General features: G+C 73.8%; 18 protein-coding genes. 8 read left to right on the top strand and 10 right to left on the bottom strand.

Annotation, left to right across the window (positions count from 1 at the left end):
• Positions 1 to 238: 238 nt before the first annotated feature.
• Both PUR26_RS15550 and PUR26_RS15545 read right to left on the bottom strand, forming a co-directional pair.
• Positions 239 to 2,167 (bottom strand): flavin-containing monooxygenase, encoded by a 1,929-nt coding sequence (locus tag PUR26_RS15550; RefSeq protein WP_329872955.1) that lies wholly within the window; start codon positions 2,165 to 2,167, stop codon positions 239 to 241.
• A 177-nt stretch (positions 2,168 to 2,344) separates the two neighbouring features.
• Positions 2,345 to 3,283 carry a DMT family transporter gene (locus tag PUR26_RS15545; protein WP_329873217.1) on the bottom strand — a complete coding sequence of 313 codons (939 nt, stop codon included), beginning with the start codon at positions 3,281 to 3,283 and terminating at the stop codon, positions 2,345 to 2,347.
• A 393-nt stretch (positions 3,284 to 3,676) separates the two neighbouring features.
• On the opposite strand from PUR26_RS15545, the gene PUR26_RS15540 reads away from it, so the two are divergent.
• Positions 3,677 to 4,423 carry an SDR family oxidoreductase gene (locus PUR26_RS15540; protein ID WP_329872954.1) on the top strand — a complete coding sequence of 249 codons (747 nt, stop codon included), beginning with the start codon at positions 3,677 to 3,679 and terminating at the stop codon, positions 4,421 to 4,423.
• A 177-nt stretch (positions 4,424 to 4,600) separates the two neighbouring features.
• Here PUR26_RS15540 and alc read toward each other — a convergent pair whose 3' ends face one another.
• Both alc and allB read right to left on the bottom strand, forming a co-directional pair.
• A complete protein-coding gene (gene alc, locus PUR26_RS15535; protein ID WP_329872953.1) occupies positions 4,601 to 5,725 on the bottom strand; it encodes an allantoicase in 1,125 nt (374 codons plus the stop codon).
• A 5-nt stretch (positions 5,726 to 5,730) separates the two neighbouring features.
• Positions 5,731 to 7,014 carry an allantoinase AllB gene (gene allB / locus PUR26_RS15530; RefSeq protein ID WP_329873216.1) on the bottom strand — a complete coding sequence of 428 codons (1,284 nt, stop codon included), beginning with the start codon at positions 7,012 to 7,014 and terminating at the stop codon, positions 5,731 to 5,733.
• Between the two features lie 480 nt (positions 7,015 to 7,494).
• On the opposite strand from allB, the gene PUR26_RS15525 reads away from it, so the two are divergent.
• Positions 7,495 to 8,304: an IclR family transcriptional regulator gene (locus PUR26_RS15525; RefSeq protein ID WP_329872952.1), complete on the top strand. Its 810-nt coding sequence runs from the start codon at positions 7,495 to 7,497 to the stop codon at positions 8,302 to 8,304.
• Positions 8,305 to 8,351: 47 nt separating this feature from the next.
• On the opposite strand, the gene PUR26_RS15520 is transcribed toward PUR26_RS15525, so the two are convergent.
• Together PUR26_RS15520 and PUR26_RS15515 are read right to left on the bottom strand one after the other, a co-directional pair.
• Positions 8,352 to 9,077: an ABC transporter ATP-binding protein gene (locus PUR26_RS15520; RefSeq protein ID WP_329873215.1), complete on the bottom strand. Its 726-nt coding sequence runs from the start codon at positions 9,075 to 9,077 to the stop codon at positions 8,352 to 8,354.
• A 5-nt stretch (positions 9,078 to 9,082) separates the two neighbouring features.
• On the bottom strand, positions 9,083 to 10,168 hold the full coding sequence (locus PUR26_RS15515; RefSeq protein ID WP_329872951.1) for an ABC transporter permease: 1,086 nt from the start codon (positions 10,166 to 10,168) through the stop codon (positions 9,083 to 9,085).
• A gap of 113 nt (positions 10,169 to 10,281) precedes the next feature.
• Here PUR26_RS15515 and PUR26_RS15510 point away from each other — a divergent pair, with 113 nt between their 5' ends.
• Positions 10,282 to 11,505, top strand: coding sequence for a sensor histidine kinase (locus tag PUR26_RS15510; RefSeq protein WP_329872950.1), 1,224 nt, complete (start codon positions 10,282 to 10,284; stop codon positions 11,503 to 11,505).
• The gene (locus tag PUR26_RS15505) at positions 11,502 to 12,128 is read left to right on the top strand and encodes a response regulator transcription factor (protein ID WP_329872949.1); all 627 of its coding nucleotides are present in this window, start codon (positions 11,502 to 11,504) and stop codon (positions 12,126 to 12,128) included. Before PUR26_RS15510 ends, PUR26_RS15505 begins: the two co-directional genes overlap by 4 nt.
• A 126-nt stretch (positions 12,129 to 12,254) precedes the next feature.
• Here PUR26_RS15505 and PUR26_RS15500 read toward each other — a convergent pair whose 3' ends face one another.
• Together PUR26_RS15500 and PUR26_RS15495 are read right to left on the bottom strand one after the other, a co-directional pair.
• A complete protein-coding gene (locus PUR26_RS15500) occupies positions 12,255 to 12,572 on the bottom strand; it encodes a DUF5955 family protein (protein ID WP_329872948.1) in 318 nt (105 codons plus the stop codon).
• 127 nt (positions 12,573 to 12,699) lie between these two features.
• Positions 12,700 to 14,550, bottom strand: coding sequence for a serine/threonine-protein kinase (locus tag PUR26_RS15495; RefSeq protein WP_329872947.1), 1,851 nt, complete (start codon positions 14,548 to 14,550; stop codon positions 12,700 to 12,702).
• Positions 14,551 to 14,672: 122 nt separating this feature from the next.
• Here PUR26_RS15495 and PUR26_RS15490 point away from each other — a divergent pair, with 122 nt between their 5' ends.
• From PUR26_RS15490 to PUR26_RS15475, 4 genes are all read left to right on the top strand, one after another.
• Complete coding sequence (locus PUR26_RS15490; RefSeq protein ID WP_329872946.1) at positions 14,673 to 15,281, top strand: nucleotidyltransferase family protein; 609 nt, start codon at positions 14,673 to 14,675, stop codon at positions 15,279 to 15,281.
• A 336-nt stretch (positions 15,282 to 15,617) separates the two neighbouring features.
• The gene (aceB, locus tag PUR26_RS15485; RefSeq protein WP_329872945.1) at positions 15,618 to 17,240 is read left to right on the top strand and encodes a malate synthase A; all 1,623 of its coding nucleotides are present in this window, start codon (positions 15,618 to 15,620) and stop codon (positions 17,238 to 17,240) included.
• 89 nt (positions 17,241 to 17,329) lie between these two features.
• The gene (locus tag PUR26_RS15480) at positions 17,330 to 18,526 is read left to right on the top strand and encodes an FAD-dependent monooxygenase (RefSeq protein ID WP_329872944.1); all 1,197 of its coding nucleotides are present in this window, start codon (positions 17,330 to 17,332) and stop codon (positions 18,524 to 18,526) included.
• Between the two features lie 53 nt (positions 18,527 to 18,579).
• On the top strand, positions 18,580 to 19,929 hold the full coding sequence (locus PUR26_RS15475; protein WP_329872943.1) for a hypothetical protein: 1,350 nt from the start codon (positions 18,580 to 18,582) through the stop codon (positions 19,927 to 19,929).
• Here the strand turns inward: PUR26_RS15475 and PUR26_RS15470 are convergent.
• Complete coding sequence (locus PUR26_RS15470; RefSeq protein WP_329872942.1) at positions 19,910 to 20,902, bottom strand: fibronectin type III domain-containing protein; 993 nt, start codon at positions 20,900 to 20,902, stop codon at positions 19,910 to 19,912. The genes PUR26_RS15475 and PUR26_RS15470 overlap by 20 nt on opposite strands.
• Positions 20,903 to 21,223: 321 nt before the next feature.
• Positions 21,224 to 23,383 (bottom strand): hypothetical protein, encoded by a 2,160-nt coding sequence (locus PUR26_RS15465; RefSeq protein WP_329872941.1) that lies wholly within the window; start codon positions 23,381 to 23,383, stop codon positions 21,224 to 21,226.
• Positions 23,384 to 23,443 lie beyond the last annotated feature (60 nt).

The following is a 23,443-nucleotide window of genomic DNA, read 5'->3' as shown; positions in this document are numbered from 1 at the left end:
TGCGGGTTCCCGCGCCCCCGGCCCCGGCAGCGGCCCGGCCCCGTGCCGCGGCACCCGGCCTCCGCCCCGCGCTCGTCCCGGCGCCGCCCCGCACTCGTCCCGGCGCCGCCCCGCCGAGGGACGGCCCGTTCCGGACCGGCGCGGAGACACCTGAAGTGCCCGTCCGCGCGCGTTCGCGGAGCGGACGCCATCGCGACCGGCGGCGTCACCGAGGCAGCCGCCGTCGCTGGCTCACCGCTCAGCTGACCTCAAGGTCCGTGAAGTCCGGGTGGCGCAGGAAGCGCCACACCTCGGCGCCCGAGAAGGGGCACTGGGTCGCCGTGCGGCCCGGCTCCGTCCAGTAGTAGTTGCGCGCCCGGGGGTCGCTCCAGGTCTTGTTGAGGTTGCGCCGGTCGACCTCCTCGTTGAACCGCCGGTACGGCTCCTCCTTCACCGTGACCGCCTTCCTGCCGTCGAGGATCAGCCGCTCGATGCATTCGAGGGCGTGGACGGTGATGAGTTCGTGGTAGGTGGGGATGTTGAGCATGCCGCTGGTGTTGGGGCCGTAGATGGTCCACAGGTTCGGGAAGCCCGGCATCATGCAGCCCTTGTAGGCCTTCGCTCCGTCCTCGCTCCACAGCTCTTCCAGTGTGAGCCCGCCCCGGCCGGTGATCCTCATCGGGAACAGGTAGTCCCTGGCGCGGAAGCCGGTGGCGTAGACGATCACGTCCACATCGTGCTGCGTTCCGTCGGCCGCCTCGATCCCCGTCCGGTTGATGCGGCCGATGCCGTCGGTGACGAGCGTGACGTCGTCACCCCGGATGGCGTCGAGGACGCTGTACTCGGGATCCACCATGACCGGTCGCGCCGCGAGCACGGGATGCGGGGGTGTCATCCTCTTGACGAGTTCGGGATCGCCGAGTTTGTGTTCGAGGAAGGCCAGGGCGCTGTCCCGGGCCGCCTTGTTCGAGGCGCTCAGGGCGTACGGGTCGTCGTAGTCGGGGTCGATCTCGGTCGTCGTCGCGAGCGCGTCGGTCGCGTAGGTCGCTCTGAACCGGTTGAAGTTGGTGTGGTACGGCAGGTTCCGGTCGAGCCAGGTGACCTGCTCGGGGAAGGGAGAACGGTAGCCGGGCGTCGGGAACAGCCACTGCGGTGTGCGCTGGAAGACCGTGACGTGCCCGGCGTCCAGGGCCAGCTCCGGGATGAGCTGGTAGCCCGTGCAGCCCGTTCCGACGACCGCCACCCGCTTGCCGGCCAGGTCGGCCCCGTCCGGCCACCGGGCGGTGTGCCAGGATTCGCCGGCGAACTCATCGGCCCCTTCGATCCCCGGAACGTGCGGCCGGTTCAGGAAGCCGACGGCGGAGATGACCGCGTTCGAGCGGAGGGTGTGCCCGCCCTGCGGGCCCGTGACGTGGATCGCCCACGTCCCGGAGTCCTCGTCCCAGTCCATCGCGCGCACCTCGGTGTTGAACACGACGTCGGCGCGGACGTCGAACTCGTCGGCGACCCAGTCGAAGTACTCGGCGTTCTTCTCCGCCGGGGAGAAGGGGTACGGATAGCCGAAGTCGACGCCGTACAGGTGCGTGTACGCGCGGCTCGGGGAGTCGACGCGGCAGCCCGGGTAGCGGTTCTCCCACCATGTGCCGCCGACACCGGCGTTCTTCTCGACGACCGTGTACGCGATGCCCGCCCGCTTCAGCTGGACGGCGGCGTTGAGGCCCCCCATGCCGGCACCGATGACCGTGACGTGGAAGTCCTCCAGCCGGTCGGGCGGCGGCGGGGCCTGCCAGTCCAGGGCGCGTGCCCAGGGGTCAAGAGCGAGGTCCTCCAGCCACAGCCCCATGTCCTCCTCGGGTATCCGCTGGCCCGCCGCCAGCATCAGGCTGACCGGCAGGCGCCCGGCCGGACCGGGTTCGATGCCACCGGCCCCCGCGTCGCGGTAGGACTTCAGGAAGCACGCCGCCTTGTGCCGCAGCAGCGCGACGTCCTCGTCGCCGGCCGGGACCCGCATGGTGAGGACACCGGCCGGCACGGTCCTCACCTTCGTCGCCGCGACCTCTTCGTCGCCGGTCAACTGGTACAGCAGACCCCGCAACACCATCGGGTCGGCGTACCGGACGGCGTCCTCGATGGTCTCGTCGCTCGCGTCGAGCAACTCCTTGCGGGGCTCACCTTCGGGCTTGGCCATGGCTCGTTCCTTTCGGCAGTGGGCCGGAGAGGGCCTCGTGTGATCGTCTCCCGAATGCCGCCCGCTCCGGGCCGAGTTGGTCATGACGGCCGCGGTACGGCGGCGGGCCGGCGGTGAGGGCCGCGGGCCTCGGCGGGCTTCGCCGTGGACGACGCCCCGGCGGGCCGCAGGACGGCACTACGCTTCGGACCCCTCCCGGGCCCGGCCGGCGGCGCGGCGCCCCCACGCCGTGCCGAGGAGCACCAGCGCGGCCCCCAGCAGGCCCGGCGCTCCCAGGTGTTCGCCGCCGATGGCGATGCCCGCGGCCGCCGCCCACAGCGGCTCGGTGCCGAGCAGCAGGCTGACCCGGGACGGCGAGGTACGGCGCACGGCCCACATCTGCACGAAGAACGCGAAGAGCGTGCAGAAGACCGCGAGGAAGAGCAGCCCGGCCCATTCACGCGGGCCGAATCCGACAGCCACGCTCCAGGGCGACGCCCCGGTGCCGGGCACGGCGGCGAGCAGGGCGAAGACCGCGACGGCGCCGCCGAGCTGCACGGTGGTGAGCGACAGCGAGTCGGCGCCACGGACCGCCTTGATACGGGACATGGCGAGGACGTGCACGGTACGCGCCAGGGCGGCCAGCAGCATGAGCAGGTCACCGGTCGAGGGCGTACTGAATCCGGCGCCCTGGGTCAGCAGCACCACGCCGGTGACCGAGAGTCCGGCCGCGGCCAGGAACGACCGGGGCGGCCTGGTGCGGGTCAGCGCCGCCTCGGCGAGCGGCGTGAAGATCATGGTGAGGCTGATGATGAGCCCGGCGTTGGTGGCGGACGTGTGGACGACTCCGTACGTCTCCAGCAGGAAGATGCCGCTCAGCACCAGCCCGAGGAGCGTGGCGCCGCGCCATTGGGCCCGGGTCAGGGCCTGGAGCCTGCGCCGGCCGGCCACGACCAGCACCGGCAGGACGACCGCGAAGCGCAGGACCAGCACGGCCGTCACGGTGTGGGCGGTGGTGATGCCCTTGGCGGCGAGGTAGCTGGCGCCCCAGACGACCGCCACCAGGAGGACGGGCAGATCGGTGAGCCAGGCCCGGCGCGGGGCGAGAGCGGGCGCGGGGAGGGCGATCGACGACATGGCGGGCCTGTTCTCCATCCGGTGGGGCGTTGTGGAGACGCCGTCGGCTCGCACGCGGAAGTGATCACCGTACTCGCGCGGCGCTCACCGGTCGAGGGCGGATGTGCCGAGCCGGGCGGCCCCTGCGGGGCCGGTGGCTCCGGGTGGTGGCACCGGTCGCCGCCGCTCCGCCGGCCGGTGCGTTCACAGGCGGTCGGCGCCGCGCCGCCGGGGGCGGGGACGGCCGCCCCTGCCGAACGGAACCCGGTGGAGGCCGCGCCCGCCGTACCGGCTCATCGGTGTCCGGCGACCGGGCGGCACGCCGGGGACGCCGTCCGTTTGCCGCCAGCGCCGGGGCCTCCCCGCGGGTGTGATGGAGCCGTCACCACTTCCGTTTCCCCATGGAGGGTTCACATGTCCACAGCGACCATGAACGGCCGGGCGGCGCTGGTCACCGGCGGCAGCCGGGGCATCGGCGCGGCGACCGCGTTGCGGCTTGCCCGGCGGGGCGCCGATGTCGCGTTCACATACGTACAGGGCGAGGCGGCCGCCGAGCAGGTGGTACGCGAGATCGAGGCGACCGGGCGCCGCGGGGTCGCCCTGCGCGCCGACGCGGCGGACGCGGCCGAGGCCGTGGGGGCGGTGGAGCGGGCCGCCGAGCTGTTCGGGCGGCTCGACGTGCTGGTCAACAACGCGGGCGTCGGGGTGATCGGTCCGCTGGAGAGCCTGTCGCTGCCGGACGTCGACCGGGTGCTCGCGGTGAACGTACGCAGTGTGTTCCTGGCGTCGCAGGCGGCGGCCGGGCGGATGCGGCGCGGCGGGCGGATCATCACGATCGGCACCTGTATGACGCAGCGGGTCCCGGGGCCGGGCGGAACGCTCTACACCATGGGCAAGTCCGCGCTGATCGGTCTCACCAAGGCGCTGGCCAGGGAACTGGGCGAGCGGGGCATCACCGCGAACATCGTGCACCCCGGGCCGGTGGACACCGACATGAATCCGGCCGACGGCCCCTACGCGGACGCGCAGAGCGCCATGACCGCGCTCGGGCGGTTCGGCAGCGCGGACGAGGTGGCGTCGATGGTGGCGTTCCTCGCGGGCGAGGAGGCGGCGTATGTGACGGGGGCCGAGTTCTCGGTGGACGGCGGTCACGCGGCCTGAGGCCGGCGTCCGGCGCACGCCACCGGTTCCGGTACAGGCCGGGGCCCGGCGGAGACGGCGGGACGAGGCGCGAGGGCGCACCGGTGCTGTCGTGCCGGTGCGCCCTCGCACGTCCGGGCGGGGTGCCGTGCCCGCCCGGGACCGCGGGCCGCGGGGGCCGAGGGCCCCCGCCGGCTCCTACGGGGTGTCCAGCTCCTCGTGGCGGGTGGTCAGGCGCTTGGCGCCTTCGTCCGTCAGCGAGCCGAACAGCCGCAGGCGGGAGATCCCGCCATCGGGATAGATGTCCACGCGCACCTGCGTGCCGACCGCCGGCTCGGCCAGGACGAACCGGTGGTTGGTGTCGGGCTGGAGGCGGGTGCGGGGAAGGATCTCCGTCCACCCGCCGGCCCCGTCACCGACCGACAGGGCCGCCCAGCCGGCGCTGTTGCCCTTGAGGTACGCCGTGTCGATCTCCACCGCGCGGATCTCGGACTGCTCGACGAGCCGGTAGCGGATCCAGTCGTTGCCCTTGTCCCGGCGGCGGCGCGTCTCCCAGCCGTCGTCCATCTTGTGGGAGCGGCCCGGCTGGATGGTGTTGGTCGCCGGGGAGTAGAAGCGGTCGGAGGCGTCCTCGACACGGCCGCCGTTCTCCAGGGCGACGACGTCGAAGGTGCCGAGCGCGCCCAGCCACGCCGGGTCGGGGGCGACCTCGCCGTACACCCGCAGGCGGGCGATGCCGCCGTCCGGGTGCTGGTTGACGCGCAGGTGGGTGAAGCGCCGCTCGACGTCGACGGTGAAGCCGTTCGCCGCGTGCCCGCCGATGGCGGTACGCGGGACGAGGGTCGTCCATGCGACGTCGGCACCGAGCAGTTGTTCCGGGGACGGCGAGCCCGCGACGGAGGTCGCCTCGACGGACACCGCCTGCGGGTAGTTGCCGCGGAAGTGGGCCGTGTCGACGACGATCCCCCGTACGACGCCGGGCGCGCCGAGCCGGACGAGGGCCCAGTCGTGGTCGTCGGCGGTGGGGTGCGGTTCGGCGGCGGAGACGCCACGGCGGCGACGGGTCTCCCAGCCGTCCATGATCTTTCCCTTGTGCCCGAAGTGCTCGGGGTCGAACTCGGCGGGCCCCGGCTTGAGCATGTTCTCGCGCTCGGCGAAGAACTCGTCGTTGGCGGCGATGACGCCCGCGCCGAGCCGCCGGTCGGCGAGGTCGACGTGGTGGGCGAAGGGGAAGCCCTCGGGGCCCGTGGTGCGGTAGTCGGCGTACGGGTCGCCGCCTCCGTAGGGGCTGGCGTCGCCGGTGAAGACAGGTATGCCGGTCACGGGGTTCACTTGTTCCTTTCGAGCAGGCGGCCGCCGGCCTCGGCCGGGACGCCGTGGTGGGCGATGCGCACGCCGCGCAGCCACGTGGACGTGACGACACCGTGGAGGGTCCTGCCCGCGTAGGCGGTGACCTGGTTGCGGTGGTGCAGCTCCGCCGGGTCGACGGTGAAGGTCTCGTCGGGCGCGAGGACCGCGAAGTCGGCGTCGCGGCCGGCCTCGATGGCGCCCTTCCGTGTGAGGCCGGCGAGTGCGGCGGGGCCGGCCGACATCCAGCGGGCGACGTCCTCCAGGGTGCGGCCGCGGCGGCGCGCCTCGGTCCAGATGGCCGGAAGGCCGAGCTGGAGGGAGGAGATGCCGCCCCACGCGGAGGCGAAGTCGGCCGTCTTGAGGTCGGCGGTGGAGGGCGAGTGGTCCGAGACGATGCAGTCGATGGTCCCGTCGGCGAGCCCCTCCCACAGCGCGTCCTGGTTGGACGCCTCGCGTATGGGCGGGCAGCACTTGAACTCCGTCGCCCCGTCGGGGATCTCCTCGGCGGTGAGCGTGAGGAAGTGCGGACAGCTCTCGACGGTGATGCGCACGCCGTCGCGCTTGGCCGCGGCGATCACGGGCAGGGCGTCGCCGGACGACAGGTGCAGGACGTGGACCCGGGCATCCAGCCGCCCGGCCTGGGCGATCAGGTTCTCTATGGCGGTGTTCTCGGCGTCGCGCGGCCGGGAGGCGAGGAAGTCGGCGTACTTCGGCGAGCTCTTCCGCGGGGCGGCGGCGAGGTGGTGCGGGTCCTCGGCGTGCACGATCATCAGGCCGCCGAAGCCGGCGATCTCGGCGAGGGACGCGGCGAGCTGCTCCTGGTCGAGCTCGGGGAACTCCTCCACTCCGGAGGGCGACAGGAAGCACTTGAAGCCGAAGACGCCGGCGTCGTGCAGGGGCCGCAGGTCCTTGACGTTGTCCGGCAGGGCGCCGCCCCAGAAGCCGACGTCGATGTGGGCCTTGGTACGGGCCACCTCCTGCTTGGTGCGCAGGTTGTCGACCGTCGTGGTCGGCGGCAGGGAGTTGAGCGGCATGTCGATGAGGGTGGTGATGCCGCCGGCCGCGGCCGCGCGGGTGGCGGTCCAGAAGCCCTCCCACTCGGTGCGGCCGGGGTCGTTCACGTGCACGTGCGTGTCGACGAGGCCGGGGAGTACGACGTCGTCGCCGAAGTCCTCCAGCCGGGCGCCCCGGGGCACCTCGACGTCGTAGGGCAGCACCGCCGCGATCGTCCCGCCGGAGACGGCGACCGATGCGGCCCGCATCCCCTCGGGGGTGACGACGCGCGTCGAGCGCAGTACCAGGTTCACGTCCACATTCCCGTCCACAGTGCCGTCCTTGGCGTCCATCGGCGTCCCTCGGCGTCCCTCACCGGCTTCGAGGCCCAGGACGGTCCCGGGCCGTCGCGCGGCCGTGCCGTCCCGGCGCGTCGGGCGGGCGGGACGCCGAAATTCAACGAACTGTTGAAGGAGTCTTCACTCCGGGCACCGCTCCGTCAAGAGTGACCCCGACGACAGCCGCCTGGCGCGCCAGCCGCTTGGATGTTTCCATGAAGTGGAAATAGAATTTCATGGAGCAGAACGTAGCTCCGCACAGAAAGGACAGGTCCGGGCCCCCGCCGACCGCCGGGGACACCCGGACAAACAGCCCCTGACCGGCCAGGACGCCTCCACTTGGACGGTGTGCCCGGCCGGGCGGCCCGGTAGGCTGCTGCCTTGCCCGTCCGCCTCGAAAGGACCCTTGACGTGCCGACGTCCAGCGCCAGCACCACCGACGCCGCCAAGCCCGCCGCCGCCACCGGCGGAGTCCAGTCCCTGGAGCGTGCCTTCGACCTCCTGGAGCGGATGGCCGACGCCGGGGGCGAGGTCGGCCTGAGCGAGCTCTCCGCCAGCAGCGGCCTGCCGCTGCCCACCATCCACCGGCTGATGCGGACGCTGGTCGCCTGCGGTTACGTACGCCAGCAGCCCAACCGGCGCTACGCCCTGGGCCCGCGTCTGATCCGGCTCGGCGAGTCCGCGTCCCGTCTGCTCGGTACCTGGGCCCGCCCCTACCTCGCGCGCCTGGTCGAGGAGACCGGCGAGACCGCCAACATGGCGCTGCTCGACGGCGACGAGATCGTCTACGTCGCCCAGGTGCCCTCCAAGCACTCGATGCGCATGTTCACCGAGGTGGGCCGACGGGTGCTCCCCCACTCCACGGGCGTGGGCAAGGCCCTGCTCGCGCACGCGCCCGCCGAGGAGGTCCGGGCGCTGCTCGCCCGTACCGGCATGCCCGCCGCCACCGAGAAGACGATCACCACGCCGGAGGGCTTCCTGGAGGCCCTGGAGCAGGTGCGCGCGGCGGGCTACGCGGTCGACGACAACGAGCAGGAGATCGGGGTCCGCTGCCTGGCCGTCCCGGTGCCCAACTCCCCCACCGCCGCCGCCATCTCCATCTCCGGGCCGGCGGGACGGGTGACGGAGGCGGCCACCGAGAAGATCATCCCGGTCCTCCAGGAAGTGGCGCAGGAGCTGTCGGCCGCCCTGGCCAGCACCTCGGGCCCGGCGCAGGGCTGACCCCGCACGGCCTCCGCCGTACGGGGTCATCGCGCGGGGTCACGGCGTCAGCCCCGGACGGGAGCGTCCCCGGGGGAGCCGTTCCCCGCGGGGTCCTCGCCCCCCGGGCCGTACAGCCTGCCGTCGCGGACCGACACCGTCCGGTCCATCCGCTCCAGATGGGCCCGGTCGTGCGTGACGAGCACCGTGGCCGTTCCGCGCTCGCGGGTCAGTGTGACCAGCAGGTCCAGCACCGCCGCACCCCGCTCGTGGTCCAGCGCGCTGGTGGGCTCGTCGACCAGCAGCACCGCGGGGTCGTTCATCAGGGCCCGCGCGATGTTCACCCGCTGCCGCTGGCCCCCGGAGAGCTGATGCGGACGGCGGCGCGCCTGGTCCGCCAGACCCACCGCGTCGAGCAGTTCGAGCGCCCGCCCGCGCGAGCCGCGCGGGGCGCGCCCGGTCAGATGGGCCATCGCCTGGAGCTGCTCGGCCGCCGTCAGCGACGGCAGCAGGTTCGGCTGCTGGAAGACGATGCCGATGCGCTCACGGCGCAGCGCGGCCTTGCCGGCCCGGTCCAGCGTCCCGGTGTCCGTACCGTCCACGACCACCCGCCCCCGGTCCGGCGTCACGAGGGTCGCGGCGACCGCGAGCAGGCTCGACTTGCCGGAACCGGACGGTCCGACGACCGCCGTGAGGCCCCCGGAGGGGACTTCCAGGCTCACCGAGTCCAGCGCCGTCAGCCGTCCCTCCCCGTCGGCGTAGGTGAGCGTCACATCGTCGAGCAGCAGGTTCATGGGCTTCATCGGACGCTCCCCAGCGCGGTGAGGGGGTCGACGGCGGTGATCCGCCGGATGGACAGGGCCGCTCCGAGGACCCCCAGAACGATCATCACGGCGGCCGGGCCGAGCACGGTCGACGCCTCCAGCACGAAGGGCACGTCACCCCCGCTGATCAGGATGCCGATCGCCGCCGCGAGCCCCGTGCCCGCCGCCGTCCCGACGCCGAGCATCAGCACCGCCTGGCCGAGGGCGTCCTTGAGCAGGTAGGGGGTGGAGGCGCCGAGCGCCTTCAGCACCGCCACGTCCCCGCTGCGCTGGATCGTCCAGACCGTGAAGAAGGCGCCGGTCACCAGGGCGGAGATCACGAAGAGGAAGCCGCGCATGAGCTGGAGCGAGCCGTTCTCGGCCTGGTAGGACCCTATGGCGGTGAGCGCCTCGTCGATGGTGACACTCCGCGTGCCGGCGGCCCGGTCGCCCGCGTCGAGGTCCGCACCCTCCTCAAGGGTCAGGGCGATGACGGTGGCCCCCGCCCCTGGCCCGGTGCCGGCGCCGCCGAACCGCCGCCAGTCGTCGAGCGACGTCCACACCACGGGTGTGTGGCTGTACGACGCGTCGCCGGCGATCGCCCCGACCGTGAGCTCCCCGGGCCCGATCCTCACCCGGTCCCCCACGCCCACGCCGAGCTCCTCGGCGGCCGATGCCGACAGGACGCCCCGCCCCGGGCCGAGCTCCGCGTCGGCGGGCGCGACTCCGCTTCCCGGTTCGGTTCCGAAGGCGGAGACCGTCGCGGTGCGGTCGCCGGCGCTCGCGTTGAGGGTGCTGATGCCGACGGGGGCGGCCGCCGTGACACCCGGCTGTCCGGCCCAGGTCCGCCACGCGCTCCGCGGCACGACCGATCGCGTGAAGGACACGCCCCGGTCCGCGGGCGGGGCGGCGAAGGCGAGGCGGTCGGCGGGCAGCCCCGTGATCGCCGAGATGTTCTCCCGTGCGAGTCCGGCCGTCAGCCCGGACAGCAGGCCCACGAGCAGCGTGATCAGTACGATCACCGTTCCCATCAGGGCGAACCGCCCCTTGGCCGATCTGAGATCTCTCCATGCCACGAACATGGTGACCAGCCTGCCGACGGGGAGCCCGCCCGCACATCGCGCCACGGATGGCTCCGGAATCAAACTTTCGATGGAGGGGCGGACGCCGCGCACCGGCCTACCCTGGACGGGCCATGGATCCCCGCTCCCTCACTCCTGTCCTGCGCGCGCTGCGCGTGTGCCTGCACCTGCTGATGGCGGGGCTGCTGGCGCTCGCCGCGATCCGGGCGGTGGCCCACCACGATCCGTCCGCAGCCGCCGTCGTCGCGGCCGCCGTGCTGACGGGCTCGGTCCACGCGCTCGGTTCGTCGCTGCGCGCGGTCCGCGCCTCGGTACGGGCCGCCGCGCTGTGGCTGGGCACACTGGGCGCCGCCTGGCTGGGGCTGCTGGCCCTGACGCCCGACGGGCTGTGGGCCGCGTTCCCGCTGTACTTCCTCCAGCTGCACCTGCTGCCGGCCCGCTGGTCGCTGCCGGCCGTCGCCGCCACCGCCGGCGCGGCGATCATGTCGTACGTACTCCACGGGGCGCCACTCAATCCCGGGGCCTTCATCGGTCCGCTGCTCGGCGCGGCTGTCGCCGTCGCGACCGTCCTCGGCTACCAGGCGCTGTACCGGGAGAGCGAGCGGCGCAGGAGGCTGATCGAGGAACTGGTCTCGACCCGAGCCGAGCTGGCGACGGCCGAGCGCCACGCGGGCACGCTGGCCGAGCGGGAGCGCCTCGCCCGGGAGATCCACGACACGCTCGCGCAGGGCCTGTCGTCGATCCAGCTGCTGCTGCGCGCCGCCGAGCGGGCCCTGCCGGAGGACTCCCCCGCCGCCGGTCACATCGAGCGGGCGCGCCGGGCGGCGCAGGACAACCTCTCGGAGGCGCGGCGGTTCGTGAGGGCGCTGACGCCTCCCGGTCTGGAGCACGGCTCGCTGGCGGCGGCGCTGGAACGGCTGTGCGAGCCGGGACCGGGGCCGCGCGTGCGCTTCTCGGTCAGCGGGACGCCGGCCGAGCTGCCCACGCCCTACGAGGTGGCGCTGCTGCGGATCGCCCAGTCCGCGCTCGCCAACACGGTGCGGCACGCGGCCGCCGAGCGCGCGGAGATCACCCTGACCTTCATGGACGCCTCGGTGACGCTGGACGTGGTGGACGACGGCACGGGGTTCGACCCCGTGTCGTGTGCCCCGTCGTCCGACGGGGGGTTCGGGCTGCCGGCGATGCGCTCGCGGGCCCGGTCGCTGGGCGGCGCGTTCACCGTCGAGTCGGCGCCGGGCCAGGGCACCGCCGTGGCCGTCACCCTGCCGCTGCCGCAGCCGCCGGACACTCCCGTGCCGTCGGCCGTCTCCTTGTCACCGGTGGGTGGCCGGCCGTGACGATCCGCCTGCTGCTCGCCGACGATCATCCCGTCGTACGGGCCGGACTGCGTGCCGTCCTGGACACCGAACCGGACTTCTCGGTGGTCGCCGAGGCCGCCACGGCCGAGCGGGCCGTGGAACTGGCCGCGCTGCAGGATGTCGACGTCGTCCTGATGGACCTCCAGTTCGGTGCCGGGATGCACGGCTCTGAGGCGACCGCCGCGATCACCTCGCGCGCCGGCGGTCCCCGCGTCCTGGTGCTGACCACCTACGACACGGACGCCGACATCCTGGCGGCGGTGGAGGCGGGCGCGGTGGGCTATCTGCTCAAGGACGCGCCCCCGGAGGAGCTGGCGGCCGCGGTACGGACGGCTGCCGCCGGCCGGTCCGCGCTCGCGCCCGCCGTCGCCCACCGTCTGATGGACCGGATGCGCGCACCCGCCCAGGCGCTGACGAAACGGGAGCTTGAGGTGCTGCAACTGGTGGGCGACGGACTGTCCAACCAGCAGATCAGCAAACGGCTCTTCCTCAGCCAGGCGACGGTGAAGTCGCATCTGGTGCACGTGTTCGCCAAGCTCGGCGTGGATTCGCGTACCGCGGCGGTGGCGGCGGCGACGGCGCGCCGCCTGATCAGGCGCTGAGCCCGGCCGTGGCGCGCCGGCCCGCCGCCCCCGTACGGAGGGGGCGCCGCCCGGTCGGGCCCCGGGTGCCACCCGTCCGCACGGCGCCGCGCCGCCCGCGGGCGGCCCCGTGGTCCGGCCGCGGGCTCACCCGCCGTGCGGCGACTCCCCGAAGAGCTCCACGGCGTTGCGCACCCGGGCGAGCGCGGCGCCGAGGGCACTGACCGATCCGATCGCTCCCGCCACCAGCAGCAGTGAGCGGCGCAGCCGGCGCACCTCGGGCATGCCGTCGACCGCCATGGAGGCGAGTGCGGCCAGTTCGTCCTCGGCGATCCCCCGGTCCATGAACTCGACCGGGTGCGCCGCCAGTTCGCGACGGAGCCGGGTGATGGCAGCACGCAGCTCCAGCACTCTCGGATCCTCGCCGCTGCCGGTCACACGCCTCTGCCCCGTGCTTCGCAACAAAGCTCTCCCCCTCTTGCCCGCCCGTTCCCGCGCGGTCTCGCGACCCGCTCCGGCGCTGGTCGGGCGCCTGCGGGCTGCGGACAGATTACGGGCTGCGAGGCTGTCCGCCGCACACGGGGCAGGAAGATCAGCCGGTCTCCTCGGCATCCATCGCTCCCCGCCATACCCGCAGGTCGAGGCTGATGTAGTCGCTCGGGTCCGACTCGGGCGGGAAGCCCTGGATCGTGAGCAGCGCGACGTCCCCGGCACTCGTCTGCAGACAGAGCTGGGAGCCCTTGGAGAGCTTGCTCTTGGAGATGTACGTGGCGAAACGGGTCTCGCTCGTGCAGGTCTCCAGCGTGGCGTCCTGGCCGTTGCGCAGCAGCACGAGGCGGGCGCCGTCGTTCGCCGACAGTCCGACGCTGTAGTGGAGGTCGTAGGCAGAGCTGCCCTCCTTGGGCTTCACGGGGTCGTCGGCCAGGGAGATCTCGTACCCGGAGGTGAGGTCGACGTTCTTGTAGTCGACCGGCTCGGGGGCCTTGGGGGGCTGGGCCGGCGGGCTCTTCCGGTCGGCCGGTGCGCCGTCGCCCGTACCGCCGGTCGCGGGCGCGTCGTCCGCGGTGTCGCCGCCACCGGTGCCCTTCGACGGGTCCTGCCGGGCTTCGTTCGTCTTGGCGCCGTCCTTGTCACCGCCGCCGAGCAGGACATAGGCGGTGCCACCGCCGGCGACGGCGAAGACGAGGGCTGCCGCGACGGCGATGAGCCCGGCCCGCGACCTGCGCCTGGGGGCGGCCGGCTGGACGGGGACGCCCCCGGTGTGCGGGCCGTACGGGGGTACGCCCTGCTGGACGGGGTGGGTGTAGGGGTGGGGCACGGGGCCCTGGGTGTGCGGGGGTACGGGGGCCGGCGCGTGCGGGTGGAGCGGGGGCGGGGTGTGCGCGTGCGCCGGGACCTGCCCCATCGTGGGCGGCGGGCCGAATCCCTGCGGGGGCGCGGCCGGGCCGGCCGGGGCCGTCGGGGGGTGGGTGAGGGCGGCCGCCGGGGCCGCCGCGGGCGGTGGCGGGGTGGTGGCCGTGGCCGGGGCGGGGGCGGCCGTCCGGGTGGTGATGTCCGCGGCGACCGCCCCGGGCAGCCACTCCTCGGGGCGGCGCAGCGCCGTCTGGTCGTTGGCGGCCTGACACAGGGCGAGGACGTCGGCGACCGAGGGGCGTTCGGCCGGATCCTTGGTCAGGCACCGGGTCACCAGTTCGCGCAGCCGCTCCGGCACTCCCTGCAGATCCGGCTCCTCGTGCACGATGCGGTACAGCACGCCGTGCGAGGTCCCCTCGCCGAACGCGGGGCTGCCCTTGGCCGCGTACGCGGCGACCTGGCCGAGGGCGAAGACGTCGGTGGCCGCGTCGACCTTGCGGCCCGCCGCCTGCTCGGGCGACATGAACGACGGTGTGCCGATGGTGACGCCGCTGCCGGTGAGGGACGTGGCGTCGGCGGCGCGCGCGATGCCGAAGTCGATGACGCGCGGCCCGTCCGCGGCGAGCAGGACGTTCGCGGGCTTGAGGTCGCGGTGCACGATGCCCGCGCCGTGGATCACCTGGAGAGCCTCGGCGATCCCCGCGACCAGGAGCAGGACGGTCTCGACGGGCAGGCGGCCGTGGGCGACGACGGCGTCGGCGAGGGAGGGCCCGGGAACGTACGCGGTGGCGAGCCAGGGCTGCCGGGCGTCGGTGTCGGCGTCGATGACGGGCGCGGTGTAGAGACCCTGGACGCGCTGGGCGGACTGCACCTCCTGGGCGAACCGGCGCCGGAACTCGGCGTCCTGGGCGAAGTCCGGCCGGATCACCTTGATGGCGACGGGCCGGCCGCCGGGCGTGTACGAGAGGTACACCTTGCCCATGCCGCCCGCGCCGAGCTTGGCGGCGAGCCGATACCCGGCCACTGCGCGCGGATCATCCTCCTCCAGTGGCTGGAAGACCGTTCCCCCGTGCGACGGACTACCACTCATCAACCCATGTCTCCCGAAAAGGACTTCGCACTGCACACTTCAATGCCGGACCCGCACCCTATCCAAGCGCCGCAGCTCCTTCACGCCCGCGTACGGCGGAGGGCATGCGGTATGCACTGCACATGGGACAAACGACACCGGAAGAACCCCTCATCGCCGGGCTGCTGTTGGCGGCGGGCGGCGGACGGCGGCTCGGCGGCCGCCCCAAGGCCCTGCTGGAGCACCGCGGCCGGCCGCTCGTCGAGCACGCGGTGGGGGTGCTGCGCGAGGCGGGCTGCGAGGTGGTGCACGTGGTGCTGGGCGCCGCCGCGGACCGGGTGAGGGAGACCGCGGCACTGCCGGGCTGCGTCCTGATCGACAACCCGGCGTGGGCCCGGGGCATGGGCTCGTCCCTGCGTGCCGGGCTCGCGTCGCTCACCGCCACGGAGGCGGACGCCGTCGTGGTGTCGCTGGTCGACCAGCCGGGGATCGGGGCGAGGGCGGTGGCCAGGGTGAGGGGGGCGTACCGCTCCCGCGACTCGCTGGCGGCGGCCTCCTACGAGGGGGTGCGCGGCCATCCGGTCCTGTTCGGCGCGGAGCGGTGGGCGGACGTCGCGGCGAGTGCGGAGGGCGACCGGGGGGCACGCGCCTATCTGAGGGAGCACGAGGAAGCGATCGTCCTCGTCCCGTGCTCGGACGTGGCGGAGCCGTACGACATCGACACCCCGGGGGATCTTCGGCGTCTGGAGTGAGCCCGGGCGCGCGCGTCGGGGCGCGTCCCCCGGCCGGCTGCTCCCGGTGACCCGATCGCGCCCGGGCGCGCGCGTTCGGGGCGCGGGTGCCCGGGCGGGTGAACGGCGCGTGCACGGCGTGGCACTCGGAGCCACGTTCTGTCGACCCAGAGAATCTCGACATCAACAAACGATTGAACTTCCACCATGAGGAAACTAGTATCCACTGATCAGAAGCGCCCGATCGTCAGATGGCGTCGGCGGCCGTATCTCGGCTCCGCGGCACTCGGTGCCGCCCGTGTCTGCCCGGCGGCCGCCCCCGTGCCATCTGAAGCCCGCTGAAGGAAGTGACAGCTCATGTCCGCACCAGCGCCCTCCCCGCTGGCCATCGTCGAAGCCGAGCCCCTGCCCCGGCAGGACGAGGTCCTCACCGACGCGGCCCTCGCCTTCGTGGCCGAGCTGCACCGGCGGTTCACGCCCCGGCGTGACGAGCTCCTCGCCCGCCGTGCGGAGCGCCGCGCCGAGATCGCCCGCACCAGCACCCTCGACTTCCTTCCGGACACCGCGCGGATCCGGGAGGACGAGAGCTGGAAGGTCGCGCCGGCCCCGGCCGCGCTGAACGACCGCCGCGTCGAGATCACCGGCCCCACCGACCGCAAGATGACCATCAACGCCCTCAACTCGGGCGCCAGGGTCTGGCTCGCAGACTTCGAAGACGCGTCCGCCCCCACCTGGGAGAACGTCGTCCTCGGCCAGCTCAATCTGATCGACGCGTACGAGCGGAAGATCGACTTCACCGATCCGGGGTCCGGCAGGTCGTACGCGCTCAAGGACGACGACCAGCTCGCCACGGTGGTGATGCGCCCGCGCGGCTGGCACCTGGAGGAGCGCCATCTGACCTTCCAGGGCGGCCCCGTGCCGGGAGCGCTGGTCGACTTCGGCCTGTACTTCTTCCACAACGCCAAGCGGCTCATCGAGCTCGGCAAGGGCCCCTACTTCTATCTCCCGAAGACGGAGTCGCACCTGGAGGCCCGCCTCTGGAACGACATCTTCGTCTTCGCCCAGGACTACATCGGCATCCCGCAGGGGACCGTCCGGGCCACCGTCCTGATCGAGACGATCACGGCGGCGTACGAGATGGAGGAGATCCTCTACGAGCTCCGTGACCACGCGGCGGGCCTCAACGCCGGCCGCTGGGACTACCTGTTCTCGATCGTCAAGAACTTCCGGGACGGCGGGGCCAGGTTCGTCCTCCCCGACCGCAACGCGGTGACGATGACCGCCCCGTTCATGCGCGCCTACACCGAACTGCTGGTGCGCACCTGCCACAAGCGGGGCGCCCACGCCATCGGCGGCATGGCCGCCTTCATCCCCTCCCGGCGGGACGCCGAGGTCAACAAGGTCGCCTTCGAGAAGGTCAAGGCGGACAAGGACCGTGAGGCGGGCGACGGCTTCGACGGCTCCTGGGTCGCGCACCCCGACCTGGTCCCGATCGCGATGGCCTCCTTCGACGCCGTGCTGGGCGACAGGCCCCACCAGAAGGACCGCCTCCGCGAGGACGTCTCGGTGGCCCCCGGCGACCTGATCGCCATCGACTCGCTCGACGCGAAGCCGACGTACGACGGTCTGCGCAACGCCGTCCAGGTCGGCACGCGCTACATCGAGGCGTGGTTGCGCGGCCTCGGCGCGGTGGCCATCTTCAACCTGATGGAGGACGCGGCGACCGCCGAGATCTCCCGCTCCCAGATCTGGCAGTGGATCAACGCGGGCGTCGTCTTCGAGAATGGCCAGAAGGCCACCCCCGAGCTCGCCCGCAAGGTCGCCGCCGAGGAACTGGCCGCCATCCGCGCGGAGATCGGCGAGGAGGCGTTCGCGGCCGGCCGCTGGCAGCAGGCGCACGACCTGCTGCTGAAGGTGTCGCTGGACGAGGACTACGCGGACTTCCTCACCCTGCCCGCGTACGAGCAGCTGATCGGCTGACGGCCGGGCCGGCGCGTTCCGGCTCGTTCCGGCTCCACTCCGCCCCCGGTACCGCACAGCACCGGGGGCGGAGCTGTCATTCTGGGCGCATGCCCGGAGGAAGAGTCGCCGTCGTGGGCGGCAGCGTCGCCGGTTGCGCCGCCGCGCTCGCCGCGCACCGGAGCGGTGCCACCGAGGTCACGGTGTACGAGCGCGCCGCCGGGCGCCTCGCGGACCGCGGGGTCGGCCTGGCCGTGCACGACGCCCGCTACGCCGAACTGGAGGCGGCGGGCTACCTGGACGCGGCCATGCCGTACATCCGGCTCTCCCGCCGGCGCTGGTACGTCCGCGAGGGATCCGCCCTGCTGGGACGGCCGATCGGCACCCTGCCCTTCCCCTTCCGCACCTACAACTGGGGCCCGCTGTGGCGGGAGTTACGGGCCCGGGTGCCCGCATCGGTGACGTTCCGCACGGGGACGCCGGTCGAGTCGGTCACGGCCCGGCCGGACGGCGCCGAGCTGCGCACGGCGTCGGGCACCGAGCGCTTCGACCTCGTCATCGGCGCGGACGGGTACCGCTCCACCGTCCGCACGGCGGCCTTCGCCGGTCCGTACGCCGACGCCCGGCCCCGCTACGCGGGCTACCTGGCGTGGCGGGGCGCCTTCCCCGTCGACCGGCTGCCCGACCCCGGCCCGTGGGACGTCGCCGAGTGCGCCTACGTCGTCTTCCCCGGCGGACACGTGATCGTCTACCGCATTCCGGACGGCCGGGGCGGCCACCGGGCGAACTGGGTGCTGTTCACCGCTCCCCCGCCGGGCCACCGCGCCGCCCCGCACACCAGGGAGGCGACAGGACCCCTGCGGGACCACCTCGCGCGGGTCGTGGAGACCCGGCTGCCTCCGTACTGGGCGGACCTGATCCGGCTGACCGCTCCGGACGAGCTGTTCATGCAGCCGATGTACGACTTCTCCGCGCCCCGCTACGCGATCGGGGCGCTGGCGCTGACGGGCGACGCGGCCACGGTGGCCCGTCCCCACACGGGCGCGGGCGCGGTGAAGGCCCTCCAGGACGCCGTCGCCCTGGAGGCTTCGGCCGCCGCGGCGACGACCTGGCGCCAGGCCCTGGCGGCGTACGACACCGACCGCACGGCGGCGGGCCGCACGATGGCGGACCTGGGCCGCCGGCTCGGCCGGGCCCTGGTCGAGGAAACCCCGGACTGGCACACCATGGACCAGTCGGCGCTGGAGGCGTTCTGGCGTCGGGCCGACGCGTCGGGGGCGTTCGGGGGACGCGGACCACGGCGCTGATCACATCGACGCCGGTCGGATCGGGATCGGTGACATCGACCGGAGGGGGAACCATGCGTACCACCATCAGGAGATCCGCCGCCGTGCTGCTGGCGGCCGGGGCCGTGCTGACGCTTCCGTACGCCTCCCTGGGCGCCCCTCGCGCCGCCCCCGGCCCCGGGGCGCCCGGCACCGAGCGGGTCAGCACCGCCTCGAACGGCGCTCAGGCGGACCTCGGCGCGAGCGGGGCCGTGATCAGCGCGAACGGGCGCGTCGTGGCCTTCACGTCGCAGTCGACGAACCTCGTGCCCGGCGACACCAACGCCCAGCAGGACGTCTTCGTCCGGGACCTGCGCACGGGCAGGACCGACCGCGTCAGCGTCGCGAGCGACGGTACGCAGGGCGACTCGTACGCCCATGGGGCCTCGCTCAGCGCCGATGGCCGCCTCGTCGCCTTCACCTCGCACGCGGCCAACCTGGTGGCCGGCGACGGGAACGGCGCGGAGGACGTGTTCGTGCACGACCGCGCGACGGGCCGCACCGAGCGCGTCACGCAGGGCGGGAGCGCGGGCGCCCGGGACTCCGCCAACCCGGTCCTCAGCGCCGACGGACGTCAGGTGGCGTTCTCGTCGTCCCGGGACGACCTGGTCCCCGGAGACACCAACGGCGTCAACGACATCTTCGTCCACGACCGGCGTACCGCCACCACGAAGCGGGTCAGCGTCAGCAGTGACGGGACCCAGGGCACGGGTGCCTCCCGGGTCGACCCGGTGATCAGCGCCGACGGCCGCCGGGTGGGCTTCGTCTCCCGCTCCCACCTGGTCCCGGGGCCCCAGGAGCCGACGGCCGGGGACCCGCGCAGGCCGCGCCTCTCCTTCATGTACGTGCACGACGTACCCAGCGGGCGGACCATGGTCGCCAGCGCCACATCGAACGGCGTGGCGGTCGGGGCGTCGAGCATCGGGCTGAGCCCCGACGGACGCCTCGCCCTCTTCTCGTCGCTCTCCGAGGGCATCGTCCCCGGCGACGACAACGGCGAGATGGACATCTTCACCCGCGACCTGGGGACCGGCGCCGTCGTCCGGGTCGGAGCCGCCCACGACGGGACGCAGCCGACCGGCGGAGCCTCCACCCAGGCCGCCCTCAGCGCCGACAACCGCCGCGTCCACTTCCTCTCCGGAGCGACCAACCTGGTCCCGGGCGACACCAACGGCACGGACGACGCCTTCGTCCGGGACCTGCGGACGGGGACGGTCGAACGGCTCACCGTCACCCATGACGGTTCCGACCTGCGGGGCTACGGACCGTCCGGCATCGCCGTGGACGCGGCCGGGCGCACCGTCGTCTTCGACGCGGACGCCGACAACCTGGTCCCGGACGACACCAACGGCCACCCCGACGTCTTCACGCACCGCCGGCGGTGACGACGACGGTGCGCTGGGCCGAGAAGTCGCCCCACTTGCCGTCCGGCAGCTTCGCCCGGAGCTTGACGCTGTAGCGGGTGCCCGGCTTGTCCATGACGGTGAAGGTGTACGTCACCGTCCCGGGGGGCGGCTGGGCACCCCAGACGATGGTCGTGGCGAACTCGCCGTTGAGGTAGAGCTGGTGCTCCCGGACCGGCTCCCCGGTGTCGGGCGGTGTCCAGGACAGCTCGATTCCCCCCTTGCGGGCCGTGGCCCTGAGGCCGGTGGGCGCGGTGCCCGCACCGCCGTCGGGGCCGGCCCCGGTGGTGAGGTCCACCGGGACGCTGTCGGGTGACGAGTTCTCGGCGGCGTCCCTGGCCCGCACCGTGAAGGAGTAGATGGTCCCCGGCCGCAGGCCGGTGATACGGGTGGTGGTCTCGCCTCCCCCGACGCTGTGGATCCGGGAGTCCTCCTGGTAGATGTCGTACGCGGTGACGCCGACGTCGTCGGTGGATCTGCTCCATGTCAGGACGGCCGCCCGGCTCCCCTCCGCGCTCGCGCGCAGACCGGCCGGGCGCGAGGGGGCGCCGTGGTCGTCCGGGGTGGGCGCGGGGGTGGTGACGGATATGGCCGCACTGGGCTCCGAGAGGTTGCCGGCGGCGTCGCGGGCCCTGACGGTGAAGCTGTAGGCGGTAGCGGGCGCCAGACGGTCCACGTCGACCATGGACCGGCCGCCCTGGACGCTCTTGACCTTCTCGCCCTTCTGGAACACGTCGTAGCCGGTGACGGCCTTGTTGTCGGAGGACGGTTCCCACATGACGTGGACGGAGGTGGCGCTGCCCGCCTGGGCCGTCACCCCGGCGGGCGTCGAGGGGCGCTCGGTGTCCTTGTCCTCCTCCCCTCCGCAGGCGGTGAGGAGAAGGGCCGCCGAAACGGCCAGCGCGGTGAGGGTGGGGGGACGTTGCACGGTCGGGCCTCCGCGTACGACGGGCATTGGTCCAGACCTGTATGGCACAGCCGGCGGGCGGCTTCAAGGGTTTGCCCCGGTCCGGGCCGCGCGGGCGGCGGAAGGGCGGGGCTTCGGACCGCTTTTGCCCGGACAACCGACCCGACCACCGGATTCACCGTCTTTCACCCGGGAGTCCACGGAGTGTCGGGGCGGCCGGACGCCGGGAGCCCTCGCCGGGGGGCGGGTACCAAGGGGTGGGGTGCCGGGCGGCCGACCGGTGACCCGTCGCCGCACCGGCCGGTCCGCCACCCCGCACGCCGGGGAATCGGGCCGGCCGGCCGATCGGCGGGCTCTTCGCGGCCGCCGTCAGCGGTGGCGCGGGGTGCTCCGGCTCCTGCGCCCCCTGCGGTTCGTCCGGGCCCTGGCCCCGGCCGACGGGCCGGCCGCCTTCGCCGCGTGGGCCGCGAGAGCCGCCACCCGGCGGTCGGGGTGCTTGTCGCGCAGTTCCTCCAGGATGCGCAGGGAACCCGCGGGGTCGGTCGCGGCGAGGAGCGGGATCAGGGCGGCGGCGCCGCCCGGCCAGGTCGCGGCGGCCGCGTCGAAGGCGTCACGGAGGGCGGTCGGCACCGGGAGCGGTGCGCGTTTCCCGACCTGGGCCTCGATGACGACGCGCATGTCCGCGATCTCGTGTGTCACCAGTTCCTCCAGGAGCAGGGTCGCGTGGGCGCTCGGCGGGACCGCGTCCGCGGGGACGTCCTCGCCCCGCTCGCGGAGGAGGCGACGGGCGTAGGCGCCGATCACCGGATCGGTGAGGGCGGTACGCAGGGGCCCGGAGGGGACGGCGGCGAGGTCCAGGCGGGCGAAGAGGGCGGAGGGGACGATGTCGTCGGGGGACGCGGCCTTGACCGAGGAGAGGGCCGTGAGCAGCTCGCTCCAGACCTCGTCGCCGCCGCCCCGCTCGGCGGTCCACGACCCGAGGGCCGCCGCGGCGGTGGCCGGGGGCCAGTACCGGACGGCGATGACGACACCGTCGGCGCGCAGGGACAGGAACGTCTCGCGGTCGGGGGCGGCGACGAACCCGGCGGTCAGGACGTGCCGCACGACGGCGCTGCCGAGCGGGGTGAGACCGTAGGCATCGCCCGCCCGGAAGACGCAGCCGGTGACGGCCAGTCCGTCGACGACGGCGGCCAGCGCCTGGGCGTGCGGGTCGAGTTCCGCCCGGTCGGCATCGGTCAGGCCGGGGAGTCTCAGCATGGCCGACAACTCCTGCGACGTGGGGGTGCCGTAGGCCTCCGGCGCGGTGCCGGGTACCGGGAACGGCGCCTCCTCCAGGTCCGGGTCGACCGTCCATCCGGCCACGTCGGACGCCTTGCGCGCCACCGATTCCGGTGTGCCGCCGCGCTCGTAGAGGGCGTAGAGGACATGGGCCGCGTCGTGGGCGTACTCGTCGGCCGGGTCGGAGCCGGCGGCGAGGCGTTCCACGGTGGCGGCCAGGATGTCGGCGGCGAGTTCCGTCAGCTCCTGGGGTGTTCCCTCGTTCCAGACGGCGGTGGCCGGGCCGGGGAAACCGCACCGTTCGGCGAGTTCACGCCGGTCGTCGGTGACTCCCGCCGCGAGTGCGGCGGGGAGCGGGGCCGCGTGCAGCAGTTCCCGGATCTCGCCGGGGGCGGGCAGCACCGGAGGCGGCGGCAGCGGAAGGCTCGAATCCCCGTAGTAGTCGAGGTGTTCGTCGAGCATGCGGTCCGCGAGGACGACGTGGGGCAGGGCCTCCGGGCCGGGCGCGATGTCGGCGTACGGACCGCCGAGCGCTTCGCCGAGGCCCGCGGCGGTCCACCGGTCGGCCAGTTCACCGGCCCGGCGGTCGAGTTCGCCCGGGTCGTCCGTGTCCAGGGGCGGCCCGGGCAGCAGGGGGCCGGCGGGCGAGGGGCTCCCGGCCTGCTGGGCGGAGGCCGCCAGCAGGGCCCGGGCCAGCACGGTCGCCGCCTCGAAGGTCCGGGCCGCCACATGGGCGCGGCACACCCGGGCGGGGAGTGCGCGATCGGCGCGCGGGGCCGCCGCGAGGGCGGCCATCCCCGCCCGCACCGCTTCGGCGTCGCCGGTGTCGACACCACGCGCGTGCAGCAGCGAGGCGTACCAGCGGGGCCAGGTGAGGCGGGAGGGCTCGTCCATGGCCGTCAGGCATCCGGGCACGGTCTCGGCCACGGCGTCGAGCAGACGGGCGTGGCGCTTGGCGTTGAGCCGGTGCGCCGCCCGGACGCGGTCGGCCAGGGCGGTGAGCACCCGGGGCAGGGCGGCGATCTCGTCCGGCGGCGCGTACAGCAGCACCGGAAGGTCCTCGTGGAGCACCTGGCGCAGGAGCTGCGGCGTCGGTTCGGGTACACCCGCGCGGCGGTCCGCGCCCCGCAGGGCGAGCAGTGTGAGGACGGCGTCCGCGGGACGCACGGGCAGGGTCACTCCCCGCTCCTTCTGCGCCCAGGCGAGGAAGTCGTCAAGACCGGTGTGGAGGGCAGTGGTACGGGTCGTCACCCGGGGAGCGTATGGGCGTGCGGCCGGGCGCGGGGGCTCGCCACGTCCGGATGGCCCGAT

Origin of the sequence: Streptomyces sp. SP18CS02, from assembly GCF_036322365.1 — a bacterium.
GTDB lineage: Bacteria > Actinomycetota > Actinomycetes > Streptomycetales > Streptomycetaceae > Streptomyces.
This window is presented reverse-complemented; position numbering and strand designations above follow the sequence as displayed.

Bases quoted from the DNA above. Each gene is read 5' to 3' on its own strand.
- PUR26_RS15495 (WP_329872947.1), bottom strand. From the start codon at position 14,550: ATGAGTGGTAGTCCGTCGCACGGGGGAACGGTCTTCCAGCCACTGGAG.
- aceB (WP_329872945.1), top strand. From the start codon at position 15,618: ATGTCCGCACCAGCGCCCTCCCCGCTGGCCATCGTCGAAGCCGAGCCC.
- PUR26_RS15480 (WP_329872944.1), top strand. From the start codon at position 17,330: ATGCCCGGAGGAAGAGTCGCCGTCGTGGGCGGCAGCGTCGCCGGTTGC.
- PUR26_RS15515 (WP_329872951.1), bottom strand. From the start codon at position 10,168: ATGTTCGTGGCATGGAGAGATCTCAGATCGGCCAAGGGGCGGTTCGCC.
- PUR26_RS15510 (WP_329872950.1), top strand. From the start codon at position 10,282: ATGGATCCCCGCTCCCTCACTCCTGTCCTGCGCGCGCTGCGCGTGTGC.
- PUR26_RS15470 (WP_329872942.1), bottom strand. From the start codon at position 20,902: ATGCCCGTCGTACGCGGAGGCCCGACCGTGCAACGTCCCCCCACCCTC.
- PUR26_RS15540 (WP_329872954.1), top strand. From the start codon at position 3,677: ATGTCCACAGCGACCATGAACGGCCGGGCGGCGCTGGTCACCGGCGGC.
- PUR26_RS15520 (WP_329873215.1), bottom strand. From the start codon at position 9,077: ATGAACCTGCTGCTCGACGATGTGACGCTCACCTACGCCGACGGGGAG.
- PUR26_RS15490 (WP_329872946.1), top strand. From the start codon at position 14,673: ATGGGACAAACGACACCGGAAGAACCCCTCATCGCCGGGCTGCTGTTG.
- allB (WP_329873216.1), bottom strand. From the start codon at position 7,014: ATGCGGGCCGCATCGGTCGCCGTCTCCGGCGGGACGATCGCGGCGGTG.
- PUR26_RS15550 (WP_329872955.1), bottom strand. From the start codon at position 2,167: ATGGCCAAGCCCGAAGGTGAGCCCCGCAAGGAGTTGCTCGACGCGAGC.
- PUR26_RS15545 (WP_329873217.1), bottom strand. From the start codon at position 3,283: ATGTCGTCGATCGCCCTCCCCGCGCCCGCTCTCGCCCCGCGCCGGGCC.
- PUR26_RS15475 (WP_329872943.1), top strand. From the start codon at position 18,580: ATGCGTACCACCATCAGGAGATCCGCCGCCGTGCTGCTGGCGGCCGGG.